The sequence below is a fragment of the Ilumatobacter sp. genome, assembly GCF_046290335.1.
Lineage (GTDB): Bacteria > Actinomycetota > Acidimicrobiia > Acidimicrobiales > Ilumatobacteraceae > Ilumatobacter_A.
On record NZ_JBKAGH010000012.1, the window covers coordinates 20,848 to 42,202 of the forward strand.

The window sequence follows — 21,355 nt, forward strand, 5'->3', positions numbered from 1 at the left end:
GGGGATGGCCGCTCGACTCAATGCGCTCGTCCTCTGCGATTTCGCACAGGTTCGTGAGGGGCTGCTGTTCGTCCAGTCGGGCGGGCTGACTCGACTGGCCGCGCCCACCTTCCCGGCCAAGTTCACGTGCCACGTGGCGATGCTGGTGTACGCGCCACCCCACGAGGCCGCCGATGCGCACGAGATGGTCATCAAGATCAAGGCGGCCGAGTCGGCGACCCTCGTGGCCACCGTCAACGTGGCGATGCACGAGACGCCGCCACCACTCGGGCTGCAACCGGGCGAAGGGCGTCAGTTCCCGATCGTCGTGCCGATGGCCGCTGTGGCGTTTCCCTCGCCCGGTGAGTACGACCTGCACGTCGAGATCGACGGTGAGTTCGCGGGCGAGATCAGTTTCCGCACCGAGTTGCGACCCGCCTGAACCGCTTGGCTCGCTGCGTCGGGTCGGTGGCTCGGCGATCAGGCGCCGTATTCGTGCTCCGGCGCCGGGTAGACGCCGGACTCGACTTCTTCTCGATAGGCGACCGCCGCGGAGCGCAGGGTGCCGGCGAGGTCGGCGTACTGCTTGACGAAGCGGGGGATGCGGCCCGTCGTGAAGCCGGCCCAGTCGGTCCAGACCATCAGTTGACCGTCGCACTGCGGGCCAGCGCCGACGCTGATCGTCGGGATCGTCAGTTCTCTCGTCACTCGACCGGCGATGTCGGACGGCACCATCTCGAGCACCACGGCGAACGCTCCGGCCTCCTCGACGGCATGGGCGTCGGCCAACAACTGCTCTGCCCCGTCGTCGCCACGACCCTGGATGATGTGACCGCCGAGCCCGTGCTCGCTCTGCGGCGTGAACCCGATGTGCGCCATCACCGGGATCCCGGCGCGGACGATCCTCTTGATCTGTTTGGCGCTGCGCACGCCGCCCTCGCACTTGACCGCGTGGCACCCCGTTTCCTTCATGAAGCGGATCGCGGTGCTGAGCGCTTGGTCGGGCCCGTTCTCGTACGAGCCGAACGGCATGTCGGCGATGACCAGCGCCCGATTGACGGCGCGGACCACCGCAGCGGTGAGCGGGATCAACTCGTCGACCGTGACCGGAATCGTGGTGTCGTAGCCGAACACGGTGTTGCCGGCCGAGTCGCCGACGAGCAGGAAGTCGATCCCGGCGTCGTCGAAGATGCTGGCGGACAGGCACTCGTAGCTGGTGAGGCCGGTGATCTTGATCCCGTTCTCCTTGGCGCGCTGGAAGTGGCGCGTCCGCACACGCTTGAGCGCCGGGTCGGCGTTGGCGTTCGAACCGTACGGAGCAAGTTCTTCGGGCACGACACCCACCCTATGGGCTCACCACCCGCCCGCTCGAACACGCCCGATCCGCGGAGCGCACGGCGCTGACATCGGGGCGGAGAACGCACACGTCGGACACGGACCGCTTGGTGGATCGGCGCTGGACGGAGCAGTTGGCGAGGCGAGCCTGGTGCCGTGCCCCGATCGAGGATGAGCTCAGCCGTCGACCACGTAGCCGACGACGTCGATGGAGATGTCGGTGCGGGTCGAGGAGTAGACGCAGACCTGGCCCGTGTCGGCCAGCTTCACGAAGACGGCGTTCGAGACGATCGCTCCGGCGGCGAAGTTGAGGTTGGCGGCGAGCGGTCGGTCGCCGCACGGATACAGCGTGATGAACCCGCCGGTGTCAGGCCGGATCGCTGCGACGTTCAACATCACCCCGCTTGCCGCATCGGGCACCTGGTCGCGGCCGCGGATCACGAACCGGTCCTCGGCGTCGGCCGTCAGTGGGCCCACCGCCTGTGCCTGACCGTCGACGGTCTGGGAGCCCGATCGGGTGTCGACGAAACGCGCCGGCACCGTGGAGATCAGGCCCCCACGCTCGGGGACGAACGCGGACACGTCGACCACGAGATCTGTCGCCGAGTTCGAGAAGAGACAGATCGCTCCACCGTCACCGATCTTCGCGAGCGCGAGGTTGTTTGCGAGACCACCGGCGGCGGCGTTGACGTTGGCCGAGACCGGCTGCGGTTCGCCGCACGGGTAGACGGTGACGAAATTCTGCGCCGACGGGGCGACCGCGGTGATGTTGACGAGCACGGCTTCGGCGTTCGCCTCGACACCCCCTCGACCGGCGACGGTCAACGGGGTCGTCGAGTTCGCACCGACCCGGCCGATCCCTTCGAACTGACCGTCGGTGGTGGTGGAGCCGGGGACGTCACGGGTCTCGAGCAGGCGCGCTGGCACAATCGGGGTGACCGAGCCTCCGTCGGGTACGAAGCCGTTGCTGTCGACGACGAGGTGGATGTCGGTCGACACGAACAGGCAGACCGTTCCCGTGCTCGACAGCTTGACGAACGCAGCCGCCGATGCCGCGGCGCCCGCGGTGAAGTTGAGGTTCGAGGTCGTGGGAACTTCCGGCGCGTCACAGGGATACGCGGTGACGAAGCCGTTGCGTGTGGCCCCGGCGGCCGCGATGTTGAGATGGGCGGCCGCCGCGTCGTCGGGTACGCCGCCGCGCCCAGCGACCTGCAGGGTCAGTTCGGTACCGGCCGTCCTGGTTCCGCCGCCCTCGAACCGGCCGTCGATCGTCGTCAAGCCGGGGCCGTCGCGCGTCTCGAGCAAGCGCGCAGGAGCGAGGGGGAGTGATCCGGGTGGGAGCACGTCGGCCGCGATCACTGCGAGGTCGTTGGTCGAGGAGTCGGCACCGGCAGCCACGAGACGGGGCGGCGAAGACGCGGAGACGCGGATGCCAGCTCTCGGATCCCGCGTGCCCATCGGGCGGAGTCCGTCGACGGGATCGGCCGACAACAGCTGGCCGTCGACACCGAGGTGCAGCAGCGACCCCTTCTCACTCACGCCAACGAAGCGGCCGTCACCGGTCGCCGCGAGACCCACGATGAAGAGGCCGGGAGCGATCACGCTGATGGGTGCCACGGTGTTGCCGGCCGCATCCACCACGAGGCCAGCAGTTTCGATCATTCGGGTCTGGCGCCAGGTGACGAGCCAGTTGCCGGTACCCGGATCGTTGGCGACCTTCGGAAGCGTGAAGAATTTGGCCGGATCGGTCTGCACGAGCGGGATGTCGGAGATCAGTGTCTTGTCGGGGCGGTAGAGGAAGGCGGCACCTTCCTCGAAGTCGATGACCGTTGCGACCATCACGTTGCCGTTCGTGGGGTCGGTTTCGACGTCGAGTTGGGGGAATTGGCCCTCGGTCGTCGGTCGCGGGACCCGCACGATCGCGCCCGGGTCGAGTCCGGCGCTCGTCGGATGGAGGAGGGCGTTGTGGATTGCCCCGACGGGGACCCCCGGGCAGTAGTCGGGGTCATCGGCGGAATAGCCGCTCTGGTAGTAGGCGAAGACGAATCCCTCCGAAATGGGATCGAACGCAACGTCGGGATAGGAGGCGACACAGAAGAAATTGGGGGAGAAGTCGGGGCTGATCTGGACTTCCGGCCCGGCGACCACGCCGGTGTCGCTCACGAGGCGACCGAACACGTGTCCGGCCTGGCCCTCGGTGCCTCCGGCGAAGGCGACGTCGCTGCGGACGAACGCGACGACGAATTGATTGGTCGTCGGGTTGTATGCGACGGCGGGCGGCGCATTGTCGATGTTGTCGTCGCTGGCGTGTGTCACCAGCACGTTCGGTCCGGCGATCGTCTCACCGTTTCGGTCGAGGAGCACGCCCGAGATGTTCTGGGTGCCGAAGGCGTTGCGGTAGACGACCAGGAACTCGTCCTTCTCGTGGTTGTGGGCCATCGTGGCGTCGAACTGACTGCCGCCCTCGCCGACCTCGACGACGCGCACGTCGTCGACGCGCTCGGTGCGTGCGGAGGCGCTGTGTCCGGTCCCGAGGGCGCCGAGACCGAGGGCCGTTGCCAGCGTTGCCGCCATGAGTCGATGACGTTTCATGGAGTCTTCCTCTCGTTGCGTGCGGGACCGCCACGGCGCAGCCATGAGCGCAGTGAGTCGGCGGAACATGGCCGCCACGGTAGGTATCTGCCGACAACAGGCGAACAACAAGGGTGTCGGGGCAGGCTGATCAGAGCATCAACTGCATGACGGCGACGTCGAGCCAGCGGCGAAACTTGCGGCCGACCTGGCGTTCGACGCCGACGAGCTCGAATCCGCAGGCTCGGTGCAGCGCCAGCGACGCCTCGCCGGAGGCTTCGATACGGGCGATCATCGAGTGGAACCCCGAGTTGCGGGCGACGGTGACCAGGTGGTCCATCAACGTGCGCCCGATGCCGAATCCGGCGTGATCGCGCGAGACGTAGACGGAGTTCTCCACCGTGGTGCTGTACGCCGCACGTTCCTTGTACGGCGACAACGACGCGAAGCCGACGACCTGAGGGCGATCACCGTCGCCCCCTGTGAGCTCGGCCACGACGGCCGAGAAGGCGCCCGAGCGAGCCGCGATCCACGCTCGCTGCGCCTCCAGCTCTCGCGGTACCAGATCGAGGGTCGTCGTATGGTTCTCGACCTCGTGGTTGTAGATCGCCGCCATCGCCTCGGCGTCGTCGATGACCGCCAGTCGAATCGACACGGCGTGGCGAGCCGGCGTCTCGGCCGTCTCGGCCGTCTCGCCTGTCTGGTCGGGCGCTGGCTCGCGGCTCGCCCGGTCGGCGGCGAGCGGTCCACAGCGGGGCGATTCGGTCTCGGCCATCGACGAAAAGCTAGTGGCGAACGGAGGTCGAACTGCGCGAACTCGGTGGTGGTGTTCGCATCCCCGCCTATACACTCTCGGGCTGGCCGCAACGCTGATGCGGTCCCGAAGGGTGCCCCGCTACCGCCCCGGTTCACCGGGTCTACAGTGCTCCACCGTTCGGAATCGACATAGTCAGCAACGGCAGGATCGTGACTCTCGAGTCTCGGTCGTGACGCCCTCTTAGCTCAGTCGGTAGAGCACAGCCATGGTAAGGCTGGTGTCGTGAGTTCGATTCTCACAGAGGGCTCGACCAAGTGGTCGGGGAGACCCGTCCGCGAGTTCAACACCGAACATGCAAGTTTGGCGGCGTAGCTCAGTTGGTCAGAGCATCCGGCTCATAATCGGAAGGTCGTCGGTTCAAGTCCGACCGCCGCTACCAATCAGCAAGATCCAGCAAGATCCACACGGAAACCACCTCGGAGGAAGAGGAAGCACAATGGGCAAAGCAAAGTTCGAGCGGAACAAGCCGCACGTGAACATCGGTACCATGGGTCATATCGATCATGGGAAGACGACCCTGACGGCTGCGATTTCGAAGACGTTGTCGATGCGTGGGTTGGCGGATTTCACGGATTTTGATGGGATTGACAAGGCGCCGGAGGAGAAGGCGCGTGGTATTACGATTTCGATTTCTCATATTGAGTATGAGACGGAGAATCGTCATTATGCGCATATTGATATGCCGGGTCATGCTGACTACATCAAGAACATGATTACGGGTGCTGCGCAGGTTGATGGCGCGATTTTGGTGGTGGCTGCGACGGATGGTCCGATGCCGCAGACGCGTGAGCATGTGTTGTTGGCTCGTCAGGTGGGTGTTCCGTACATCGTGTGTGCGTTGAACAAGTCGGACATGGTTGATGATGAGGAGCTGTTGGAGCTGGTGGAGCTCGAGGTTCGTGAGTTGTTGACGGAGTATGAGTTCCCTGGTGATGATGCGCCGGTGGTGCATGTGTCGGCGTTGAAGGCTCTTGAGGGTGATGAGGCTGCTCAGGAGAAGATCATGGAGTTGATGGCTGCGTGTGATGAGGCGATTCCGGAGCCGGAGCGTGATCTGGATAAGCCGTTCTTGATGCCGATCGAGGATGTGTTCACGATTACGGGTCGTGGGACGGTCGTGACGGGCAAGGTGGAGCAGGGCATCATTCATACGGGTGATGAGATTGAGATCGTTGGGTTGCGTGATACGCAGAAGACGACGTGTACTGGTGTGGAGATGTTCCGGAAGTTGCTGGATGAGGGGCAGGCTGGGGACAATATTGGTGCGTTGTTGCGTGGTACTGGGAAGGAGGATGTGGAGCGTGGTCAGGTGTTGTGTAAGCCTGGTTCGATTACGCCGCATACGAATTTCGAGGGTCAGGTGTACATTTTGACGAAGGAGGAGGGTGGTCGTCACAAGCCGTTCTTCAACAATTATCGTCCGCAGTTCTTTTTCCGTACGACGGATGTGACGGGGACGATCGAGTTGCCGTCGGGTACGGAGATGGTGATGCCTGGTGACAATGTGGAGATGACGGTGGAGTTGGGGAAGCCGATCGCGATGGATGAGGGTTTGCGTTTCGCGATTCGTGAGGGTGGCCGCACGGTTGGTGCTGGCCGCGTCACCAAGATCCTGAAGTAATCAATCGAAGCCAGACACGGCCGGCTCGGGCTCGCCCCGGGCCGGCCGTTGTCTGTCGCTCACCCGATCGGGTGCGCATCGAGTACAGCAAGAAAGTGAGGCCGTCATGGCCAAGAGTGACAAGCGGGTCAAAGTGACCCTGGAGTGCACCGACTGCAAGCGGCGCAACTACATCACCATGAAGTCCAAGGTGAACAACCGCGAGCGTCTCGAGATGCAGAAGTACTGCAGCAACGAGCGCAAGCACACCCTGCACAAGGAGACGCGCTAACCGGTTCCTCGCCGGACGGAGATCGGCACGGGTGACCGTGCCGGCGTCTTCGTCGAGGGAGGCGCTGGTACCCTGGCGTCTCCTCACAGAGGGCAGTAGCTCAGTTGGCTAGAGCATCGGTCTCCAAAACCGACGGTCGGGGGTTCGAGTCCCTCCTGCCCTGCCAGATTCCAACCACCTCCCGGCACCTCGAGTGTCGACGTGGGCCGACGATCGAGAAATCATCAACAACACCGTGTCACTGGACGACCTGAACCGCGAACAGAAGCGCCAACTCAAGAAGATGGGTGCGCTGACCGACGATGGCAAGGTTCAGCGCGCCCCTCGCCAGCAACCACGCAAGAAAGATCGCGTGGGCGTCCGCCAGTACCTCAAAGAGGTGCGCGACGAGATGCGCAAGGTGGCGTGGCCGAAGCGTCCCGAGGTCACCCGCTACTCGATCATCGTGATCATCACCGTGATCATCTACACCGCACTCGTCGGCGGCCTCGACTATCTGTTCGGCATCCTGTCCGAATGGTTCTACGCACAGGATTCCTGATTCGACATGAGTGACAGCAACGACACCGAACACGACGACACCGAACGCGACGACACCGGTACGACCGGTACCGCCGACCTCGCCGACCTCGACGCCCAACTTGCCGCCGCCTCGAGCGCCGTCGACGAGACGACCGCGGTGATGGATGCTGCTGCCGATGAGTTCGCCGCCGTTCCCGACGAGCAGGACCTGACCGTCGATGCTGCCGACGAGGTCACGACCGCCTCGGCCGTGGATCAGTTGCTGCCGACCGGTGACGCCGATTTCAGCACCGACGCCGACGACCTCGCGGTCTCCGCCGACGACGTGGCCCGCACGAGTAGCGCAGCGGCCGATCTCCTCCCGACCGGGGCTGGCGTGGTCTCCGACGACGCCGGCGACGAACCGGGGACCGACACGCCCGACGGCGCCTCCGATGGCTCCTCCGACGTCGAGGCCTCCGACGTTGAGGCCTCCGACGATGAGGCTGGCGATACCGCCGAGCCGGCGCCCTACGACGATCCGAACAAGCGTCCCGGCAAATGGTTCGTCGTACATACCCAGAGCGGCTACGAGAAGAAGGTCACGGCCAACCTGAACGCTCGCATCCAGTCCATGAACATGGAAGACAAGATCTACGAGATCGTGATCCCCATGGAAGAGGTCGACGAGTACAAGAACGGCAAGAAGCAGACCGTCATGAAGAAGGTCTTTCCGGGCTACCTGCTCGTTCGCTGCGAGATGGACGACGAGTCCTGGTACTGCGTCCGCAACACGCCGGGCATCACAGGGTTCGTCGGTCAGGCCGCGAAGGGCCAGAAGCCGACCCCGCTGTCACGCCGCGAGGTCAAGACGTTCCTGTCGCCCAAGACCGAGGGCGTCGACGCCGCACCGCGCCGCAAGGCCAAGCTCGACTACGAAGAAGGCGAGAGCGTTCGCGTCAAGGAAGGTCCGTTCGCGGACTTCACCGGCGAGATCGCCGAGATCAATGCAGACCACATGAAGCTGAAGGTGCTCGTCAACATCTTCGGCCGCGAGACCCTGGTGGAGATGGACTTCAGCCAGGTCGCCAAGCTCTGAGTCACCCGACTCGAACCCTGCTGGCAACTGCATCCACCAATCCCTGACGAGAACACGAAGAGAGAACCACCATGGCCAAGAAGAAAGTCGCAGCGATCGTCAAGATCCAGATCGAGGCAGGCAAGGCCAGCCCGGCGCCCCCCGTCGGTACTGCGCTCGGCCCGCACGGCATCGCCATCATGGACTTCGTCAAGGCGTACAACGCCAAGACCGAAGACAAGGCCGGCACGATCATCCCGACCGAGATCACGATCTACGACGACCGCTCGTTCGACTTCATCTTGAAGACCCCACCCGCATCGACGCTGATCCGCGCAGCGGCCGGTCTCGACAAGGCGGCCCACAACCCCGGATCCGAAACCGCTGGCTCGATCACCGAGGCACAGGTTCGCGAGATCGCGGAACTCAAGATGCCCGACCTCAACGCCAACGACATCGAAGGTGCCATGCTGCAGATCCGTGGCACCGCTCGTTCCATGGGGATCGCCGCGGCTGATTCGCCGGGCGAATCAGCCGACGGGGCGACTTCGTCGCCTCGAGCGGCTGCGCCGCTCCGATCCTTTCTTCGGCCTCCGGCCGAAGCGTCAGCTCCGCTGACGCACCACGGGTTCACCGCCCCCTCGACTCGAGGCGTGGGGTGGATCGCTGAACGTCGAAGTACGTACGCACCATCTACATACACACAGTCTCGACCGGACTCACCTCGGCCGGCGGACTCACACTGAGGGAGACAACCAATGTCCGGCAAGAAGCACGCTGATGCACTGAAGACGTTCGATCGGGATCACTTCTACACCCCCGTCGAAGCCGTCAAGCACGCCAAGAACACCGCCACGGCGAAGTTCGACGAGTCGATCGACCTCGTCGTGCGCCTCGGCGTCGACCCCCGTAAGGCCGACCAGATGGTGCGCGGCACCGTCGCACTCCCCGCCGGCACCGGAAAGGACATCCGTGTCGCCGTGTTCGCCGCGGGTGAAGCCGCCGATTCGGCTCGCGCCGCGGGCGCCGACATCGTCGGTTCCGACGACCTGCTCGAGCAGATCGAAGGCGGCATGATGGACTTCGATCTCGTCATCGCATCACCCGACATGATGCCGCTCGTCGGTCGCCTCGGCCGACAGCTCGGCCCCCGTGGCCTCATGCCGAACCCCAAGACCGGCACGGTCACGCCGGACGTCGGCCGAGCCGTCGAAGAGTTCAAGGGCGGCAAGGTCGAGTACCGCACCGATCGCTACGGCAACGTGCAGGTCCCGATCGGCAAGGCCAGCTTCGATGTCGAGAAGCTCGCCGACAACTTCTTCGCCGTCATCGAAGAACTGAACCGAGCGAAGCCGGCCTCCGCAAAGGGTCGCTACATCCAGAAGATCACGACCTCGGCCACCATGGGTCCCGGCGTGCGCATCGACATCCAGCGTCTCAAGCCCACCGCCCCCGACGCCGCCTGACCCCGAAGCGACCGTGAGCGACAGAGTGGGTCAGACCCACTCTGTCGTTGTTGTCGGCCTGTTACCCGGGGTTTCGTAGCTTCGCCGGGATGCGGCGTCGCTCACTCTTCGGGATCTCACTGCTGCTCGCCTGGGGCATGGTCTGCGGCGTCGTCGTGACGACTGCGGTGTCCCTGCTCGACGACGCCCCCACCGTCGAAGCGGTCAGCCAGAAGTCCGCTGTCTCCTTCGGCGGCGACTACGGCAACTGCGCGGTCACCGACCTCGGTGAGATGTGGTGTTGGGGAGAGAGCTGGGACGGTTTTCTCGCGAACGGAACCGGCGGTGGCCTGGCTTGGGAGTCGCCCCCGGCCACCGTGCCGGTTCAGGCCACCGTGAGCAGTGCGCTCTCCGCGTCCGGATCGTGTGCGATCACCACCGGCGGCAACGTACGGTGCTGGGGGTCCGACGGCGTGATCGAAGACGGGTCCGGCAGTCGGTTCTCCGATCCTCCATGGGGCACCAACGTCCCGACGTCGTACGGATTCGGTGCCGCTGAGCAGGTCGAAGGTCGCTGCGCTCGCCTCGTGAACGGCACGGTGCAGTGCTACGGCTGGAACACGTTCGGATTCCTGGGCAACGGCTCGCCGAGTTGGCCGTCGTCGGGATTCGCGGTACCGCCGACGAGTGCACCGACTGCGACGACGGTGAGCGGGCTCAGCGACGTCGTCGACATCGACTGGTCGATGAACTACGCGTGGCACGGTTGTGCCGTCACCAGTGCCGGTGAGGTCTGGTGCTGGGGCGGCAACTACCAGGGCAGTCTCGGCGACGTCTCGGCCGGACAGGACTCGTGGCCGTGCGCGCAGGGAACGTGCCGCGATGTCCGCCATAGCCTCAACCCGGTTCGAGTTCCGGGGATCGACGATGCCATCGCGGTCGACGATCATTGTGCGCGGCGCGCCGGCGGCGAGGTCTCGTGCTGGGGTCAGAACTCGGGTGGGCGTTTCGACACGTCTGCGGCGACGTCGACGGTGTTCGCGCCGACCGAGATCGACGCATTCGCTGGCGCTGTCGACGTCGCCGTCGGTGCCAATTCTGCGTGCGCGGTCTTCGTGGACGGGACGGTGTACTGCCAAGGCAGCTTCGCGATCGGCGACGGCTCGGATGCATTCACCGCTCGGTCCGCAACCCTCGGTGCGTTCGGCCCGGACACCGGGAAGCTCGCCGCCGAGATCGACACCGCAGCGACGGGGATGTGTGCCCGCACCCGCACCGGAGAGATCGCCTGTTGGGGCGGATCGGAACGCGATTCCGGCATCGGTGCGCCAGCGGACTCGTTCGCCCGCGTGCTGGCCCCGACGTTCGTCATCGGTTTCGGCGGCGGGTCGCCAGCGCCAGAGGTGACCGCGGAGATCACGTTCGAGCACGTCGATCCCGAGGACATCTCCGACACGTTCGCGTTCGGCGAGGAGTTCCTCGTGACGCTCCGAGTCGAAGTCGGCGACGGCGACGACGGACTCGAGCTCGACATCCCCGGCGGCGACGAACTGTTCGGGAGCGTGGACCAAGTCGACGTCGTCGAGGCGCCGATTCCCGCAGACGGACGAATCGACGAGTTCGCACCCATGCAGTTCCGTGAGTACACCTGGCGCGTCGAAGCGGTCGATGCGGGAGCGTTCACCGTCGACGGCACGATCACCGGGCTCGACGTGCTCGGCAATCCGATCACTCCCGTGGACGTGTCCGGTGACAGCAAGATCGAGGTGCTGAAGGTCACCATCACGGCGGACCCGAACGAGAAGAACCTCACGACGGAGGACCTGCCCGAGCCGGTCAACGTGACCGTCAGGGTGGAGAACATCTCGACGACCGACGTCGACAACGTCACCTTGCAGGGGTGGCTCGATTGGAGCCCACTCCATCCCGATGAGATCCTCCCGGACGTGAACCTCGAGTTCGTCGATCCGGCGGCGGTCGAGGCGGCATTCGGGACGGGGCAGGTCTTCGAACTCGGAACGATCGAGCCGGGCGCCGCCAACGCGAAGACCTACGAGTACGAGCTCCAAGCGACGGGTCGCGCGCACGCGGAGCTGCAGCAACTCGTGACCGCCACGCAGGACGGTGAGCAGTTCAACTCGCTCGCAACGTCGGACATTCGTCTCGGTGGACTCCTGCTCGAGTTCTCGTCGCGCGTCGTCCGCCCGATCACCGGGCAGCTGCTCCCAGCGGGTCAGGCGATCCAGATCGACGGAACGATCACCAACAAGGCCGACTTCGCGATCGAGGTCGGGCCGCCGCCGCCGACGGTGTCGGGCAACGCCGGAGCGATGAGCGTCGTCTGGAACCCGACGGGCGATGGCCCGCCTCCGCAGGCGGCGACGGCTCCCGGGCTGCGTGTGCTGCAGCCCGACGAGAGCGTCGACTTCCGCGTGCGGATCACGACGCAATGGAGCGACCCGCGAACGTTCGGAACGCAGCCGTCGGGGGGAACGCGGGCGACGATCGACTTCACGCCGTGGGGCCGCTATCCCGATCCTGACGCGACGCCGGAGCCCGGTCAGCCGACTCCCTACATCTACTTCGAGACCGAGCGGATGTTCACCGACGACGACGAACTCCACCACGTCGTCTCCATCGACGACTCGATCGAGATCCCCGAATTCGATGCGCTCGACTTCGCATCCGGGGTGTTCGTCGGTACCACCCAGGGGCTCGGACACGCAGCGGTCGGCGTCGTCACCGGCATCATCGACACGCCGTACGCGATCTACAGCACGATGCGCGGGATCTACGAGTTCATCGAGAAGGTCTGGGGCTCGTTCACGCCGGAGGAGCACGAGGCCTTCAAGGAGAGCGTCCTCTTCGCCACGTATCAATTCATGCTGCGCAGCGCCGAGTTGGCGAAGCAGACCTACGACGAGGTCAAGCCACAACTCGACGAGATGCTGACCAACGCCTTCACGGAAATGGCGAACAAGTGGGAAGTCGGTGACTACGTCGGAGCGACGCAGACCTACAGCCGCTACACCGGAGAACTCATCGGTTCGATCCTCATCCCGATCGCACTCGCCAAGCTGGCGAAGGCGCCGCAGGCAGTCGCCGCCGCCCAGCGGGCGCAAGCGGCGATCCAGCAGGCTGCGATCCCGATCCTCCAAGCCGCGCGCGACACGCGACTCGTCAGGAGTCTCTACCGAAACCTGACGCTGCTGAAGAGCGGTTTGATCCTCACGCCCGACGATGCCTTCCGACTGTATGGGATCACGCCCGACGAGCTCGCCGCCTTCCAGCGCATCGCCAACGCCAAGAAGTACCTCATCACCGTGAGGTCGCGGCACGTGTCATCCGCGAAGTGGATCGACGAACTGAAGGCGATGGTCAAGCCGGAGGCGCTCAAGATCAAGTCGGTCAACGACCTCGACATCCGCCTCGGGTACGACTCAGCGCTGATCGAGGGCCGACAGCCGCTCGGAGCGCTCGTGTTCAAGAAGCCCGAACCGTTGATCAGATTCGATGCCGGGGAGGCCGGGGACATCGGTGGCATGGTTCGGCAGTTCGTGGAGTCGAAGGGCTTCACCCCCGACTCTGCGGAGTACCAGAAGGCGTTGGACCGCACGTACTTGCGGATGAAGGAGTGGCGCAAGTTCGAGTCGCAGTACAAGAAGGCAGATCGGGAGGGACTCGAGGTCACCTACAACTACGAGGGCAACCAGATTCCGTCCGACGTGCGTGTGGCGGAGACGAAGTACCTCGGCTTCGACCTGCAGCAGGTTCCCGGCGAGCCGGAGACGTACGTCGTGCGATTGATGGACGACCAGGGCTTCTTTCGTCCCGTGACGGGTGACATCGACGCGATCGCATTCACGAAGGCAGACGGCTCCCCGCTCACCGCTCGCGAGCACGCCGATCTCCTCGACGAGATCAACGCCGACCCCCTGCTGCAGGGCCAGCACGGCGAGACCGCGACGTTCGACCCGCCCGGTTCGGGCCTCGGCGGCGTCGACATCATCGAGAGCCAGTTCAAGCCGAACGAACCGGCGCTGCAGATCATGCCCGACACCGAAGGTGCGCGAGTCGTGCGATTCAACAAGGACAAGAGCCGCTGGGCGGACGCGCGTGACTTCAACCTGCACTGGGACGGCGGGTACGTCGAGATGGGCCGTTCGCTGTTGACCGGCACGGCCCGGCCGTTCCAGGTCACCGTCCCGGCGTTGGTCATCGCAGACGCGACGAAGGCGTTCGTGCTCGAGGCGTCGCTCGACAGCGATCCGAACGTGGGCCGGTGTCGTGTCGTCGAATCCGACACAGCCGAGGGTGCGGTCTCGGTGTTCGGGGGTGACGGTGGCCTCTTCGAGGTCCTCGAGAACGGCTCGGTGAAAGAGTCGCCGCTGCAGGAACAGTGTTTCGGTGAAGGGCCACCGATCGACGTGGTCTTTCGGTCGGCGAGCACGATCTTCCGACTGATCGGCTCGATCTTCGGGAGAACCCCACCGTCGGACGCCGTCGGGCAGGCGAATGTGACACCGACGGGCGTCCGCGCGATCGAGTTGGCGGATCCGGCGGGCTTCGACGTCGGTGACACCGTGCTGGTCGGCGCCGGGACCACGTCAGCGGAACTGCGTGTCGTCGTCGACACCTCCCCGCTGACGTTCGATCGGCCGTTGACCGAGAACCACGCGGTCGGCGCAGTCGTGGTCGTCGTGTCACCGGGTGCCGCTGGGGCGCTGCATCCGTTGGTGCCGGCGCGAGTGTTCGAGACCCGTGCGGACGAGGTGACGGTCGATGGCCGGTTCGAGGGCGTTGGTCGCCTCGCGGCAGGTTCGGTGACGCGGATGCAGATGGGTGGTCGTGGTGGTGTCAGTCCTGACGCTGCTGCGGTCGCGGTGAACGTGACGGCGATCCGTCCGGGTGCGGTGGGCTTCGTGACGCTGTTTCCGTGCGATGAAGAGCAACCGGTGACGTCGAGCCTGAACCACCGTGCCGGTGGTGTTGCCGGCAACTCCGGGATCGTCAAGCTGAACGATGACGGCGAGTTGTGTGTGTTCACCTTCGCGGACACCGATTTGGTGGTCGATGTGAACGCCTGGCTCGCGCAAGCGCCGTCGTTCTCGTCGCTGACGCCCGCTCGTCTGGTGGAGACCCGTCCGGGTGAGGTGACCGTCGACGGTGAGGAGCAGGAGTTGGGTCGTCTCGCAGCGGGTTCGGTGACCGAGGTGCAGATCGCTGGTCGTGGCGGTGTGGATGCCGATGCCGATGCGGTGGCGTTGAACGTGACGGCGATCCGACCGGCGGGCGTCGGCTTCGTGACGTTGTATCCGTGTGACGAGGATCGTCCGACGACGTCCAGTTTGAACTATGCGGGAGGGGGCGCCGTCGGGAACTCGGCGGTCGTGAGCCTTTCGGCAGAGGGCACGCTGTGTGTCTTCACTCGGGCCGAGACGGATGTGGTGATCGACGTCAACGCGTGGCTCGCGGACGACGAGCGTTTCGATCCGTTCGTGCCGGCGAGGTTCTTCGAGACCCGTTCAGGTGAGGTGACCGTCGATGGTCGGTCGCAGGGGGTCGGTCGTCTCGATGCGATGTCGGTGACGCCGATCCAGATCGCAGGGCGCGACGGCGTCGCGGCAGATGCGTCTGCGGTGGCGTTGAACGTGACGGCGATCCGCCCCGATGGTCCGGGGTTCGTGACGTTGTTCCCGTGCGATGAGGACCAGCCCACGACGTCGTCGCTGAACTACGCCGGTGGTGGTGCGGTCGGTAACTCCGGGGTCGTGAAGCTCGGAGACGATGGCACCGTGTGCGTGTTCACGAGGGCGGCGACCGATCTGGTGATCGACGTGAATGCGGCGTGGGCCTGAGCGACAGAGTGGGTCAGACCCACTCTGTCGCTCGCAGCGGCGGATCCGGTTGGCTTCGCCGCGCGCTGCTCGTCGCGGCCCTGGCCGCGTGCAGCGGTGGCGATCCGTCGTCCGGTCCGGCGTCGGATCCGTCGCCGACATCGGTCTCGGCGGGAACCGACGACGCGTCGAACGACGACGGGGCGGCAACGACAACACCGAGCGCCACGTCGAGCAGTGCTCCATCGAGCATCACGAGCACCACGGTGCCGCCAGCGATGCTTCCGGCCGGGGTCCGTTGGAGTGAACCCATCGGGCTCGTGACCAGTTCGGCGCTGCCGCGAGTGCAGTCCCTCGAGGTGATCGACGGTTCGGTCTGGCTGCTCGCCCAGCGCTGGAACGGCATGTACGTCGGACGATCCGACGACGCCGGAATCACGTGGACCGAAATCGCCGTCGTCCCGCCGCCGAGCAGCGGAGCGATCGGGCCGGTCGGAATCACGCGCGGCGCCAGCGGTCGTCTCGTCATCCACGCGAGCGCCAGCTCCCGGTGCAGTGCGTCGATCGATGTGGGTGACGGGTTCTTCGAAACATCGATCTGCCGGCGTCGCCGTCCGGTCGTCTTCGTGTCCGACGACGACGGTGCCACCTGGCGTCGCTCCGATCCGCCGGCGATGGCGCCGCCCGGCGACGTGACGATCGATCTCGTCGACGTGGTGTCGACGGCCGACGGCTTCCTGGCAGCCGGCACGGTCAAGGGCCCGGATTGGCACGTTCGTCTCTGGTCGTCGCCCGATGGCGAGAACTGGTCGCTCGACCGGGAGGTGCGAGCACCGGGCAGTTTCCTGAGCGCCGAGGACCTCGTGTTCGACGGCGAGAATTTGCTGCTCGCGGCGTCGGAACACCCGTGCTCGTCGCCGAACGACAACACGCCCGGATGGATCCTCGGCACCGCGTGGGTCGACCACGTCCGGTTGTACATCGGGACGAGGATCGCCGATCTCGAACTGGCGACACCCGACCGTCATCCGCTGGCCCGACCGCCGAGTCCCTTGGCCGACTGCGCGATCGTCAGCGGGTTCGACCTCTCGAACACCGACCTGTATCCGACGGCGCGGGCCGCGCTGGTCGGCGACGAGATCGTCGTGCTGGAGATGACGCTCTTCAGCACGGAGGAGCTCGACGACGACGCCGACCTGAGCGTCCTCGGTTCGCGCCGACTCGCGCAACTCGTCGACGGCGAGTGGGAACTGATCGAAGTGGACGGGGTGCCGGTCGACGTCCCCGGAGCGGGCGAACCGCTCCTCGACGTCGACGGCCAGCCGGGTCTCTTCGAGACAGAATCCGAGAGCCAGCTGCTTGAGTGGACCCGGCTACTGCTTCCCGGCGAGAACGCTCCGCTCGAGCTCGTGCGTTCGGATCGGCCGCTCGTGGCGCGAGATCTGCAGGCCGCCACATGGATCGACGGGACGCTCCTCGTGGCGGGAGCAACCAACGACGCGCCGTTCGCCGACGTCACCTTCGCGACCGATCGCCGCGAGACGCTCAACGTGTGGCGATCGGTCGAGGTCCCCGAGGGCGAGCCGTTCGCGTGCGACATCTCGGCGAATGGTTCGTGTCGCTTCGGCGACCTGTCGACCGTCGACGGCTACCCCGACTTCACCGTTCGCGACCTGTCGGGCATCGACCTGTCGTTCGCCGACCTCGGCGAGGCCGACTTTTCCGGGTCGACGCTCGTCGGGGCTCGGATGTGGGAGGCGTCGTCGTCTGGCGCAGACTTCTCGAATGCCGACCTCCGGCTCTCGCAGCTCGGCAACGCGGAGCTCGGCTCGGCGCTCGGTGCGAACTTCGAGGGCGCGTCGCTGGCCGGGGCCACCATCGACGACGTGACCGACGCGAATCTGGCCGGTGCCGACCTGCGTCGAGCGTGGTTGGGCCTCACGACCCTTCAGAATCCCGCGGGACTCGATCTCGAGCAGGCTCGACTCCGCTTCATCCCCGTCGCGGGGGTGCCCTTCGAGATCTCGCTGGCGGGCGTGGACCTCACGGACGTGTCGATCGACGTCGACTTCTCGGCGGACGAGTTGCTCGTCGTGACCGACCTGACCGGGGCGGTGCTCGACGGCGCCTCGTTCAGCGGCGTCGACCTGACGCAGGTCGGTCCCGAGGTCGACTTCACCGAGATCGACGTGTGGGACGACTCGATCTGCCCCGACGGCCTCCCGCCCGACGACGGCCCCATCGGAACCTGCGTGCGAGCATCCTGAGCGACAGAGTGGGTCTGACCCACTCTGTCGCATCGGCTCGGACGGGCGGATGTTGTCGGTCGAGGTGACAACGTCGTCGGTGTCTGGCAGACTGCAATCGGTCGACGTGGGCCGGTGATCGCGATCGCGATGCCGATGTCCCCGTCGACACGGTGACAGACCTGCCGGGGTTGGTGACGTAGACGGGCGGTACCGATCCCGGCGGTCTCGTCCGGTCCGCCTCGTCCGGTCCGACTCCTCCCGCCGGACTCCTCCGGCCGGAGCGTCACATACGGTGGGGCGATCTGTTGGTCAACTGTTACCGGGCGTTTGGGACACTCGAGGGATGCAACAGCTTCATCGGCCCACTCGACGTCACAACCTGTTTCGCTGTTCGATGCTGATCGTGATCATCGGACTGCTCGCCGCCGCCGTCACGGTGGCGCCACCGACCGAAGCACCTGCAGCCGTCGCCGCGCCCAACACCGGCTCGTTTCCGGACTGCTTGGGAGATGATGACGACGACACCGATCCGCAGTGTCTTCCCAACTCCGACACCACCGACGTGCAGGCCATCGTCCTGGGCTCGTTCGGTGGCCCTGGAACCATCACGATTCGCACCTCGTTCCTGTATCCGGCATGCGACCTCTTCACCGCCACCACCAACTGCTACTTCTCCGTGGATCGCCCGACCATCAGCGGCTGCACCTACATCGACGGCGACGCGACCGATCCACAGGACTGCGGAAGCTACGAGGACCTGTACAAGGACCCGCCCGAGAACGTCGGCGACGAGTTCACCTACGAGAGCGGCACCGCAACGAGCTTCTCCGGTGTGGTGACGCAACTGAGGTGTTCAGGCCAATACGACACGCTCTACGTCTTCGGTGGTGACCAGCGGACCGACTTCGTGTGGCGCGAACGCGGCCCGAAAACGGCGAACTGCGACATCACGATCGATCTCCCGACTCCGGACGCGCTCCCCGGCGAAACCTTTCTCCAGGTGCGTGTCGGTGGTCGGGTCTGCGAGGCCGATTCCGGAATCAACTGCAGCAAGAGTCGCTCGGTGAAGGCATACGCCTGGCTTCGAGTGTTCGGCTCGGAGGCCACCGACAAGGTCGAACCCGTCGACCCGGCGCGGGTCTTCGACACCCGTCCGGATGAAGAGACCGTCGATGGCGACGGCAAGGGCAATGGTCCGCTCCCGGCAGGATCGACCACCTGCTTCAAGGTGACCGGCCGGGCTGGTGTGCCGGCGAACGCCAGCGCGGTCATCGTCAATGCGACGGCGATCCAAGCTGCATCCGTCGGCTTCATCACGCTGTTTGCCAAGGGTTCGAATCGGCCGCAGACCTCCTCGTTGAACTTCGCGCCAGGCGGCGCTGTCGGGAACACCGCGATCGTTCAGGTCGGAACGGGGGGCGAGATCTGCGTCTACAACTCGACCAGCGTCGGACTCGTGTTGGACGTGACCTCCTACGTCGGCGACACCGAAGCAGTCAGACCGCTCGAACCCTCGCGTCTCGTCGATTCCCGCGAGTCCGGGGAGACCGCAGATGGGGTCGACGAAGCCGAAGGGCGACTCGAAGCGGGTGAGGAACTCGAGGTACAAGTCACCGGTCGTGGTGGGGTCCCCACCGACACCGTTGCCGTCGCCGTCAACGCGACGGTCGTGTCTCCAGACGACGTCGGGTTCATCACGCTGTATCCCTGTGACGGTGCTGCACCCGTGACCTCCTCGCTCAACTACAACGCTGGCCAGACGACCGGAAACTCAGGCATCGTCGGGTTGAGCGACGAGGGCACGCTCTGTGTGATCAGCGACGAAGACACCGACATCGTTCTCGATGTCACGACGTCGTTCAGCGAGGACGAGGACTTCGATGCGTTCCTGCCGGCACGCCTGCTTGACACGCGGGCGGGACTCCAGACCGTGGACGGGGAGTCCGCCGGCGACGGGAAGTTCGAGGCGGGTGACGTGCGCAAGGTGCAGGTCGCAGGTCGCAGTGATGTGCCGAGCGATGCCAAGGCTGCCGCCGTGAATGTCACGGCGGTGCGGCCCGAGGGAAACGGGTTCGTCACCCTGTTCTCCTGTGACGAGGCCCGGCCCCTCGCCTCATCGTTGAACTTCGGTGCGCGGGACTTCGCAGTCGGCAACTCAGCAGTCGTCACACTCTCCGACGACGGCTCGCTCTGCGTCTATGCCCATGAGGCGACGCACATCACGATGGACGTCAACGCGGCGTTCTCGGGAGCCGAATGACGCACACGCCGACGGGATTTCGCCAGGTGACGTGATCACACGACGCGATCAGGTGGTGTGATCGAATGGTGTGATCGAATGGTGTGATCGAATGGTGTGATCGAATGGTGCGATCCCGTCGGAGCGGTCCTAGCCTGGGCACGTCCAACAACCGATTCGGTTCTCGCCTGAGACCGTTGGTCCGCTCCGACCCTCACCGGTCGGCGCGGGTAATGAGGCGCCTGCCTCGCCAACCGAGGTGCATGCCTTCGACGATCCAGTCTCGCCATCGTGCGGGCCTGCGCTCCTCGCTGGTGTTCGCATCTGATGCGAGCACCCCGAGTAGAGCGAAAGGAGGAATGCACAATGTCAGAAGAAACCAAGACACCACGCCCCGACAAGGTGGCCGTGGTCGACGAAGTCACCGCAAAGCTGAAGGAAGCGTCCGCCGTGTTCGTGTCGGAATACCGTGGTCTCACCGTCGGTCAGCTCGCTGATCTGCGCAAGCCGTTGCGGGCCGCCGGCGCCGAGCACAAGGTGTACAAGAACACGCTGGTCAAGTTGGCGGCAACCGCCGCCGACATGGACGGCCTCCACGAGCACCTGACCGGCCCGACCGCCCTCACGTTCGTGAGCGGCGACATCGCGGCCGCGGCCAAGGCGCTCACCGAGCAGGCGAAGGTCACCCCGGCCCTCGTGGTCAAGGGCGGCATGATGGGAACCACCGTCATGTCGGCCGACGATCTCAAGGTCCTCGCCGATCTGCCACCCCGCGAAGTGTTGCTGGCGAAGTTCGCTGGCGCGTTGCAGGCACCGCTGGTCAAGACCGCCGGTCTGCTCCAAGCGCTGCCCCGCAACTTCGCATACGGCCTCAGCGCCCTCATCCAGCAGCGCGAAGAAGCTGCCTGATTCCCGGTCCCCGATCGGGGATCGACGCCACAGAACTGATGCTGCTGGATGACCAGCGCGAACCACATCGAAAGAGAGAACACCATGTCCAAGGAAGAAATCCTCGACGCGATTTCCGCACTCACCGTGATCGAGCTCAAGGAGCTCCTCGACGCCTTCGAAGAGAAGTTCGAAGTCACCGCTGCGGCCCCCGTGGCCGTCGCTGCTGCCGGCGCCCCCGCTGGCGGCGACGCCGGTGGTGCCGCTGAAGAGCAAGACGAGTTCGACGTGATCCTCAACGGCGCTGGCGCCCAGAAGATCCAGGTCGTCAAGGTCGTCAAGGACCTGCTCGGCGTTGGCCTCAAGGACGCCAAGGACCTCGTCGACGGCGCCCCCAAGCCGCTGCTCGAGAAGGTCAGCAAGGACGACGCCGAAGCCGCCAAGGCCAAGCTCGAAGAAGTCGGCGCCGACGTCGAATTGAAGTGATCACCGGCGTTCGGCCCGCATGGTCGGGTGTGAACGTC

At 65.4% G+C, this 21,355-nt stretch carries 15 protein-coding genes, 3 tRNA genes and 1 pseudogene; 15 read left to right on the forward strand and 4 right to left on the reverse strand.

The features are described from left to right. Positions 1 to 4 precede the first annotated feature (4 nt). Positions 5 to 421, forward strand: coding sequence for a DUF6941 family protein (locus ACE37B_RS24505; RefSeq protein WP_409925985.1), 417 nt, complete (start codon positions 5 to 7; stop codon positions 419 to 421). 38 nt (positions 422 to 459) lie between these two features. On the opposite strand, the gene panB is transcribed toward ACE37B_RS24505, so the two are convergent. From panB to ACE37B_RS24520, 3 genes are all read right to left on the reverse strand, one after another. Next, positions 460 to 1,314: a 3-methyl-2-oxobutanoate hydroxymethyltransferase gene (gene panB / locus ACE37B_RS24510; RefSeq protein ID WP_409925986.1), complete on the reverse strand. Its 855-nt coding sequence runs from the start codon at positions 1,312 to 1,314 to the stop codon at positions 460 to 462. A gap of 177 nt (positions 1,315 to 1,491) precedes the next feature. Further along, positions 1,492 to 3,906, reverse strand: coding sequence for a hypothetical protein (locus ACE37B_RS24515; RefSeq protein ID WP_409925987.1), 2,415 nt, complete (start codon positions 3,904 to 3,906; stop codon positions 1,492 to 1,494). Between the two features lie 130 nt (positions 3,907 to 4,036). After that, a complete protein-coding gene (locus tag ACE37B_RS24520) occupies positions 4,037 to 4,660 on the reverse strand; it encodes an N-acetyltransferase family protein (RefSeq protein WP_409925988.1) in 624 nt (207 codons plus the stop codon). Positions 4,661 to 4,876: 216 nt separating this feature from the next. Here ACE37B_RS24520 and ACE37B_RS24525 point away from each other — a divergent pair. The 10 genes and pseudogenes from ACE37B_RS24525 to ACE37B_RS24570 all read left to right on the forward strand — a co-directional run bounded on the left by ACE37B_RS24525 (position 4,877) and on the right by ACE37B_RS24570 (position 15,476). Further along, positions 4,877 to 4,949 (forward strand) — tRNA-Thr (locus tag ACE37B_RS24525). A gap of 55 nt (positions 4,950 to 5,004) precedes the next feature. After that, positions 5,005 to 5,081, forward strand: a tRNA-Met gene (locus ACE37B_RS24530). 57 nt (positions 5,082 to 5,138) lie between these two features. Next, entirely contained in the window at positions 5,139 to 6,323 is a 1,185-nt protein-coding gene (gene tuf / locus ACE37B_RS24535) for an elongation factor Tu (protein ID WP_409925989.1), read from the forward strand. A 106-nt stretch (positions 6,324 to 6,429) separates the two neighbouring features. Continuing rightward, the gene (gene rpmG, locus ACE37B_RS24540) at positions 6,430 to 6,594 is read left to right on the forward strand and encodes a 50S ribosomal protein L33 (RefSeq protein ID WP_409925990.1); all 165 of its coding nucleotides are present in this window, start codon (positions 6,430 to 6,432) and stop codon (positions 6,592 to 6,594) included. A gap of 89 nt (positions 6,595 to 6,683) precedes the next feature. Continuing rightward, positions 6,684 to 6,760, forward strand: a tRNA-Trp gene (locus ACE37B_RS24545). Between the two features lie 69 nt (positions 6,761 to 6,829). Further along, positions 6,830 to 7,135: a preprotein translocase subunit SecE gene (gene secE / locus ACE37B_RS24550; RefSeq protein ID WP_409925991.1), complete on the forward strand. Its 306-nt coding sequence runs from the start codon at positions 6,830 to 6,832 to the stop codon at positions 7,133 to 7,135. A 6-nt stretch (positions 7,136 to 7,141) separates the two neighbouring features. Next, positions 7,142 to 8,194 (forward strand): transcription termination/antitermination protein NusG, encoded by a 1,053-nt coding sequence (nusG, locus tag ACE37B_RS24555; RefSeq protein WP_409925992.1) that lies wholly within the window; start codon positions 7,142 to 7,144, stop codon positions 8,192 to 8,194. 71 nt (positions 8,195 to 8,265) lie between these two features. Beyond that, a pseudogene (rplK, locus tag ACE37B_RS24560) lies at positions 8,266 to 8,679 on the forward strand (50S ribosomal protein L11); the annotation flags it as partial. A 252-nt stretch (positions 8,680 to 8,931) separates the two neighbouring features. Then, the gene (gene rplA, locus ACE37B_RS24565; RefSeq protein ID WP_409925993.1) at positions 8,932 to 9,639 is read left to right on the forward strand and encodes a 50S ribosomal protein L1; all 708 of its coding nucleotides are present in this window, start codon (positions 8,932 to 8,934) and stop codon (positions 9,637 to 9,639) included. A gap of 89 nt (positions 9,640 to 9,728) precedes the next feature. Further along, positions 9,729 to 15,476 (forward strand): hypothetical protein, encoded by a 5,748-nt coding sequence (locus ACE37B_RS24570; RefSeq protein WP_409925994.1) that lies wholly within the window; start codon positions 9,729 to 9,731, stop codon positions 15,474 to 15,476. Positions 15,477 to 15,489: 13 nt separating this feature from the next. On the opposite strand, the gene ACE37B_RS24575 is transcribed toward ACE37B_RS24570, so the two are convergent. After that, entirely contained in the window at positions 15,490 to 15,768 is a 279-nt protein-coding gene (locus tag ACE37B_RS24575) for a hypothetical protein (RefSeq protein WP_409925995.1), read from the reverse strand. Between the two features lie 31 nt (positions 15,769 to 15,799). On the opposite strand from ACE37B_RS24575, the gene ACE37B_RS24580 reads away from it, so the two are divergent. From ACE37B_RS24580 to rplL, 4 genes are all read left to right on the forward strand, one after another. Then, the gene (locus tag ACE37B_RS24580) at positions 15,800 to 17,722 is read left to right on the forward strand and encodes a pentapeptide repeat-containing protein (protein WP_409925996.1); all 1,923 of its coding nucleotides are present in this window, start codon (positions 15,800 to 15,802) and stop codon (positions 17,720 to 17,722) included. A gap of 325 nt (positions 17,723 to 18,047) precedes the next feature. Next, positions 18,048 to 19,964: a hypothetical protein gene (locus ACE37B_RS24585; protein ID WP_409925997.1), complete on the forward strand. Its 1,917-nt coding sequence runs from the start codon at positions 18,048 to 18,050 to the stop codon at positions 19,962 to 19,964. A gap of 345 nt (positions 19,965 to 20,309) precedes the next feature. Next, the gene (rplJ, locus tag ACE37B_RS24590; RefSeq protein WP_409925998.1) at positions 20,310 to 20,852 is read left to right on the forward strand and encodes a 50S ribosomal protein L10; all 543 of its coding nucleotides are present in this window, start codon (positions 20,310 to 20,312) and stop codon (positions 20,850 to 20,852) included. 84 nt (positions 20,853 to 20,936) lie between these two features. Then, positions 20,937 to 21,317, forward strand: a complete 381-nt coding sequence (rplL, locus tag ACE37B_RS24595; protein WP_409925999.1) for a 50S ribosomal protein L7/L12 — start codon at positions 20,937 to 20,939, stop codon at positions 21,315 to 21,317. Positions 21,318 to 21,355: the final 38 nt, after the last annotated feature.

Excerpts from the sequence above, each read along its gene's own strand:
- ACE37B_RS24520 (WP_409925988.1), bottom strand. The coding sequence starts at position 4,660 with ATGGCCGAGACCGAATCGCCCCGCTGTGGACCGCTCGCCGCCGACCGG.
- ACE37B_RS24515 (WP_409925987.1), bottom strand. The coding sequence starts at position 3,906 with ATGAAACGTCATCGACTCATGGCGGCAACGCTGGCAACGGCCCTCGGT.
- rplA (WP_409925993.1), top strand. The coding sequence starts at position 8,932 with ATGTCCGGCAAGAAGCACGCTGATGCACTGAAGACGTTCGATCGGGAT.
- ACE37B_RS24585 (WP_409925997.1), top strand. The coding sequence starts at position 18,048 with ATGCAACAGCTTCATCGGCCCACTCGACGTCACAACCTGTTTCGCTGT.
- rplL (WP_409925999.1), top strand. The coding sequence starts at position 20,937 with ATGTCCAAGGAAGAAATCCTCGACGCGATTTCCGCACTCACCGTGATC.
- rplJ (WP_409925998.1), top strand. The coding sequence starts at position 20,310 with ATGTCAGAAGAAACCAAGACACCACGCCCCGACAAGGTGGCCGTGGTC.
- rpmG (WP_409925990.1), top strand. The coding sequence starts at position 6,430 with ATGGCCAAGAGTGACAAGCGGGTCAAAGTGACCCTGGAGTGCACCGAC.
- ACE37B_RS24575 (WP_409925995.1), bottom strand. The coding sequence starts at position 15,768 with ATGGGTTCACTCCAACGGACCCCGGCCGGAAGCATCGCTGGCGGCACC.
- ACE37B_RS24570 (WP_409925994.1), top strand. The coding sequence starts at position 9,729 with ATGCGGCGTCGCTCACTCTTCGGGATCTCACTGCTGCTCGCCTGGGGC.
- tuf (WP_409925989.1), top strand. The coding sequence starts at position 5,139 with ATGGGCAAAGCAAAGTTCGAGCGGAACAAGCCGCACGTGAACATCGGT.
- nusG (WP_409925992.1), top strand. The coding sequence starts at position 7,142 with ATGAGTGACAGCAACGACACCGAACACGACGACACCGAACGCGACGAC.
- ACE37B_RS24505 (WP_409925985.1), top strand. The coding sequence starts at position 5 with ATGGCCGCTCGACTCAATGCGCTCGTCCTCTGCGATTTCGCACAGGTT.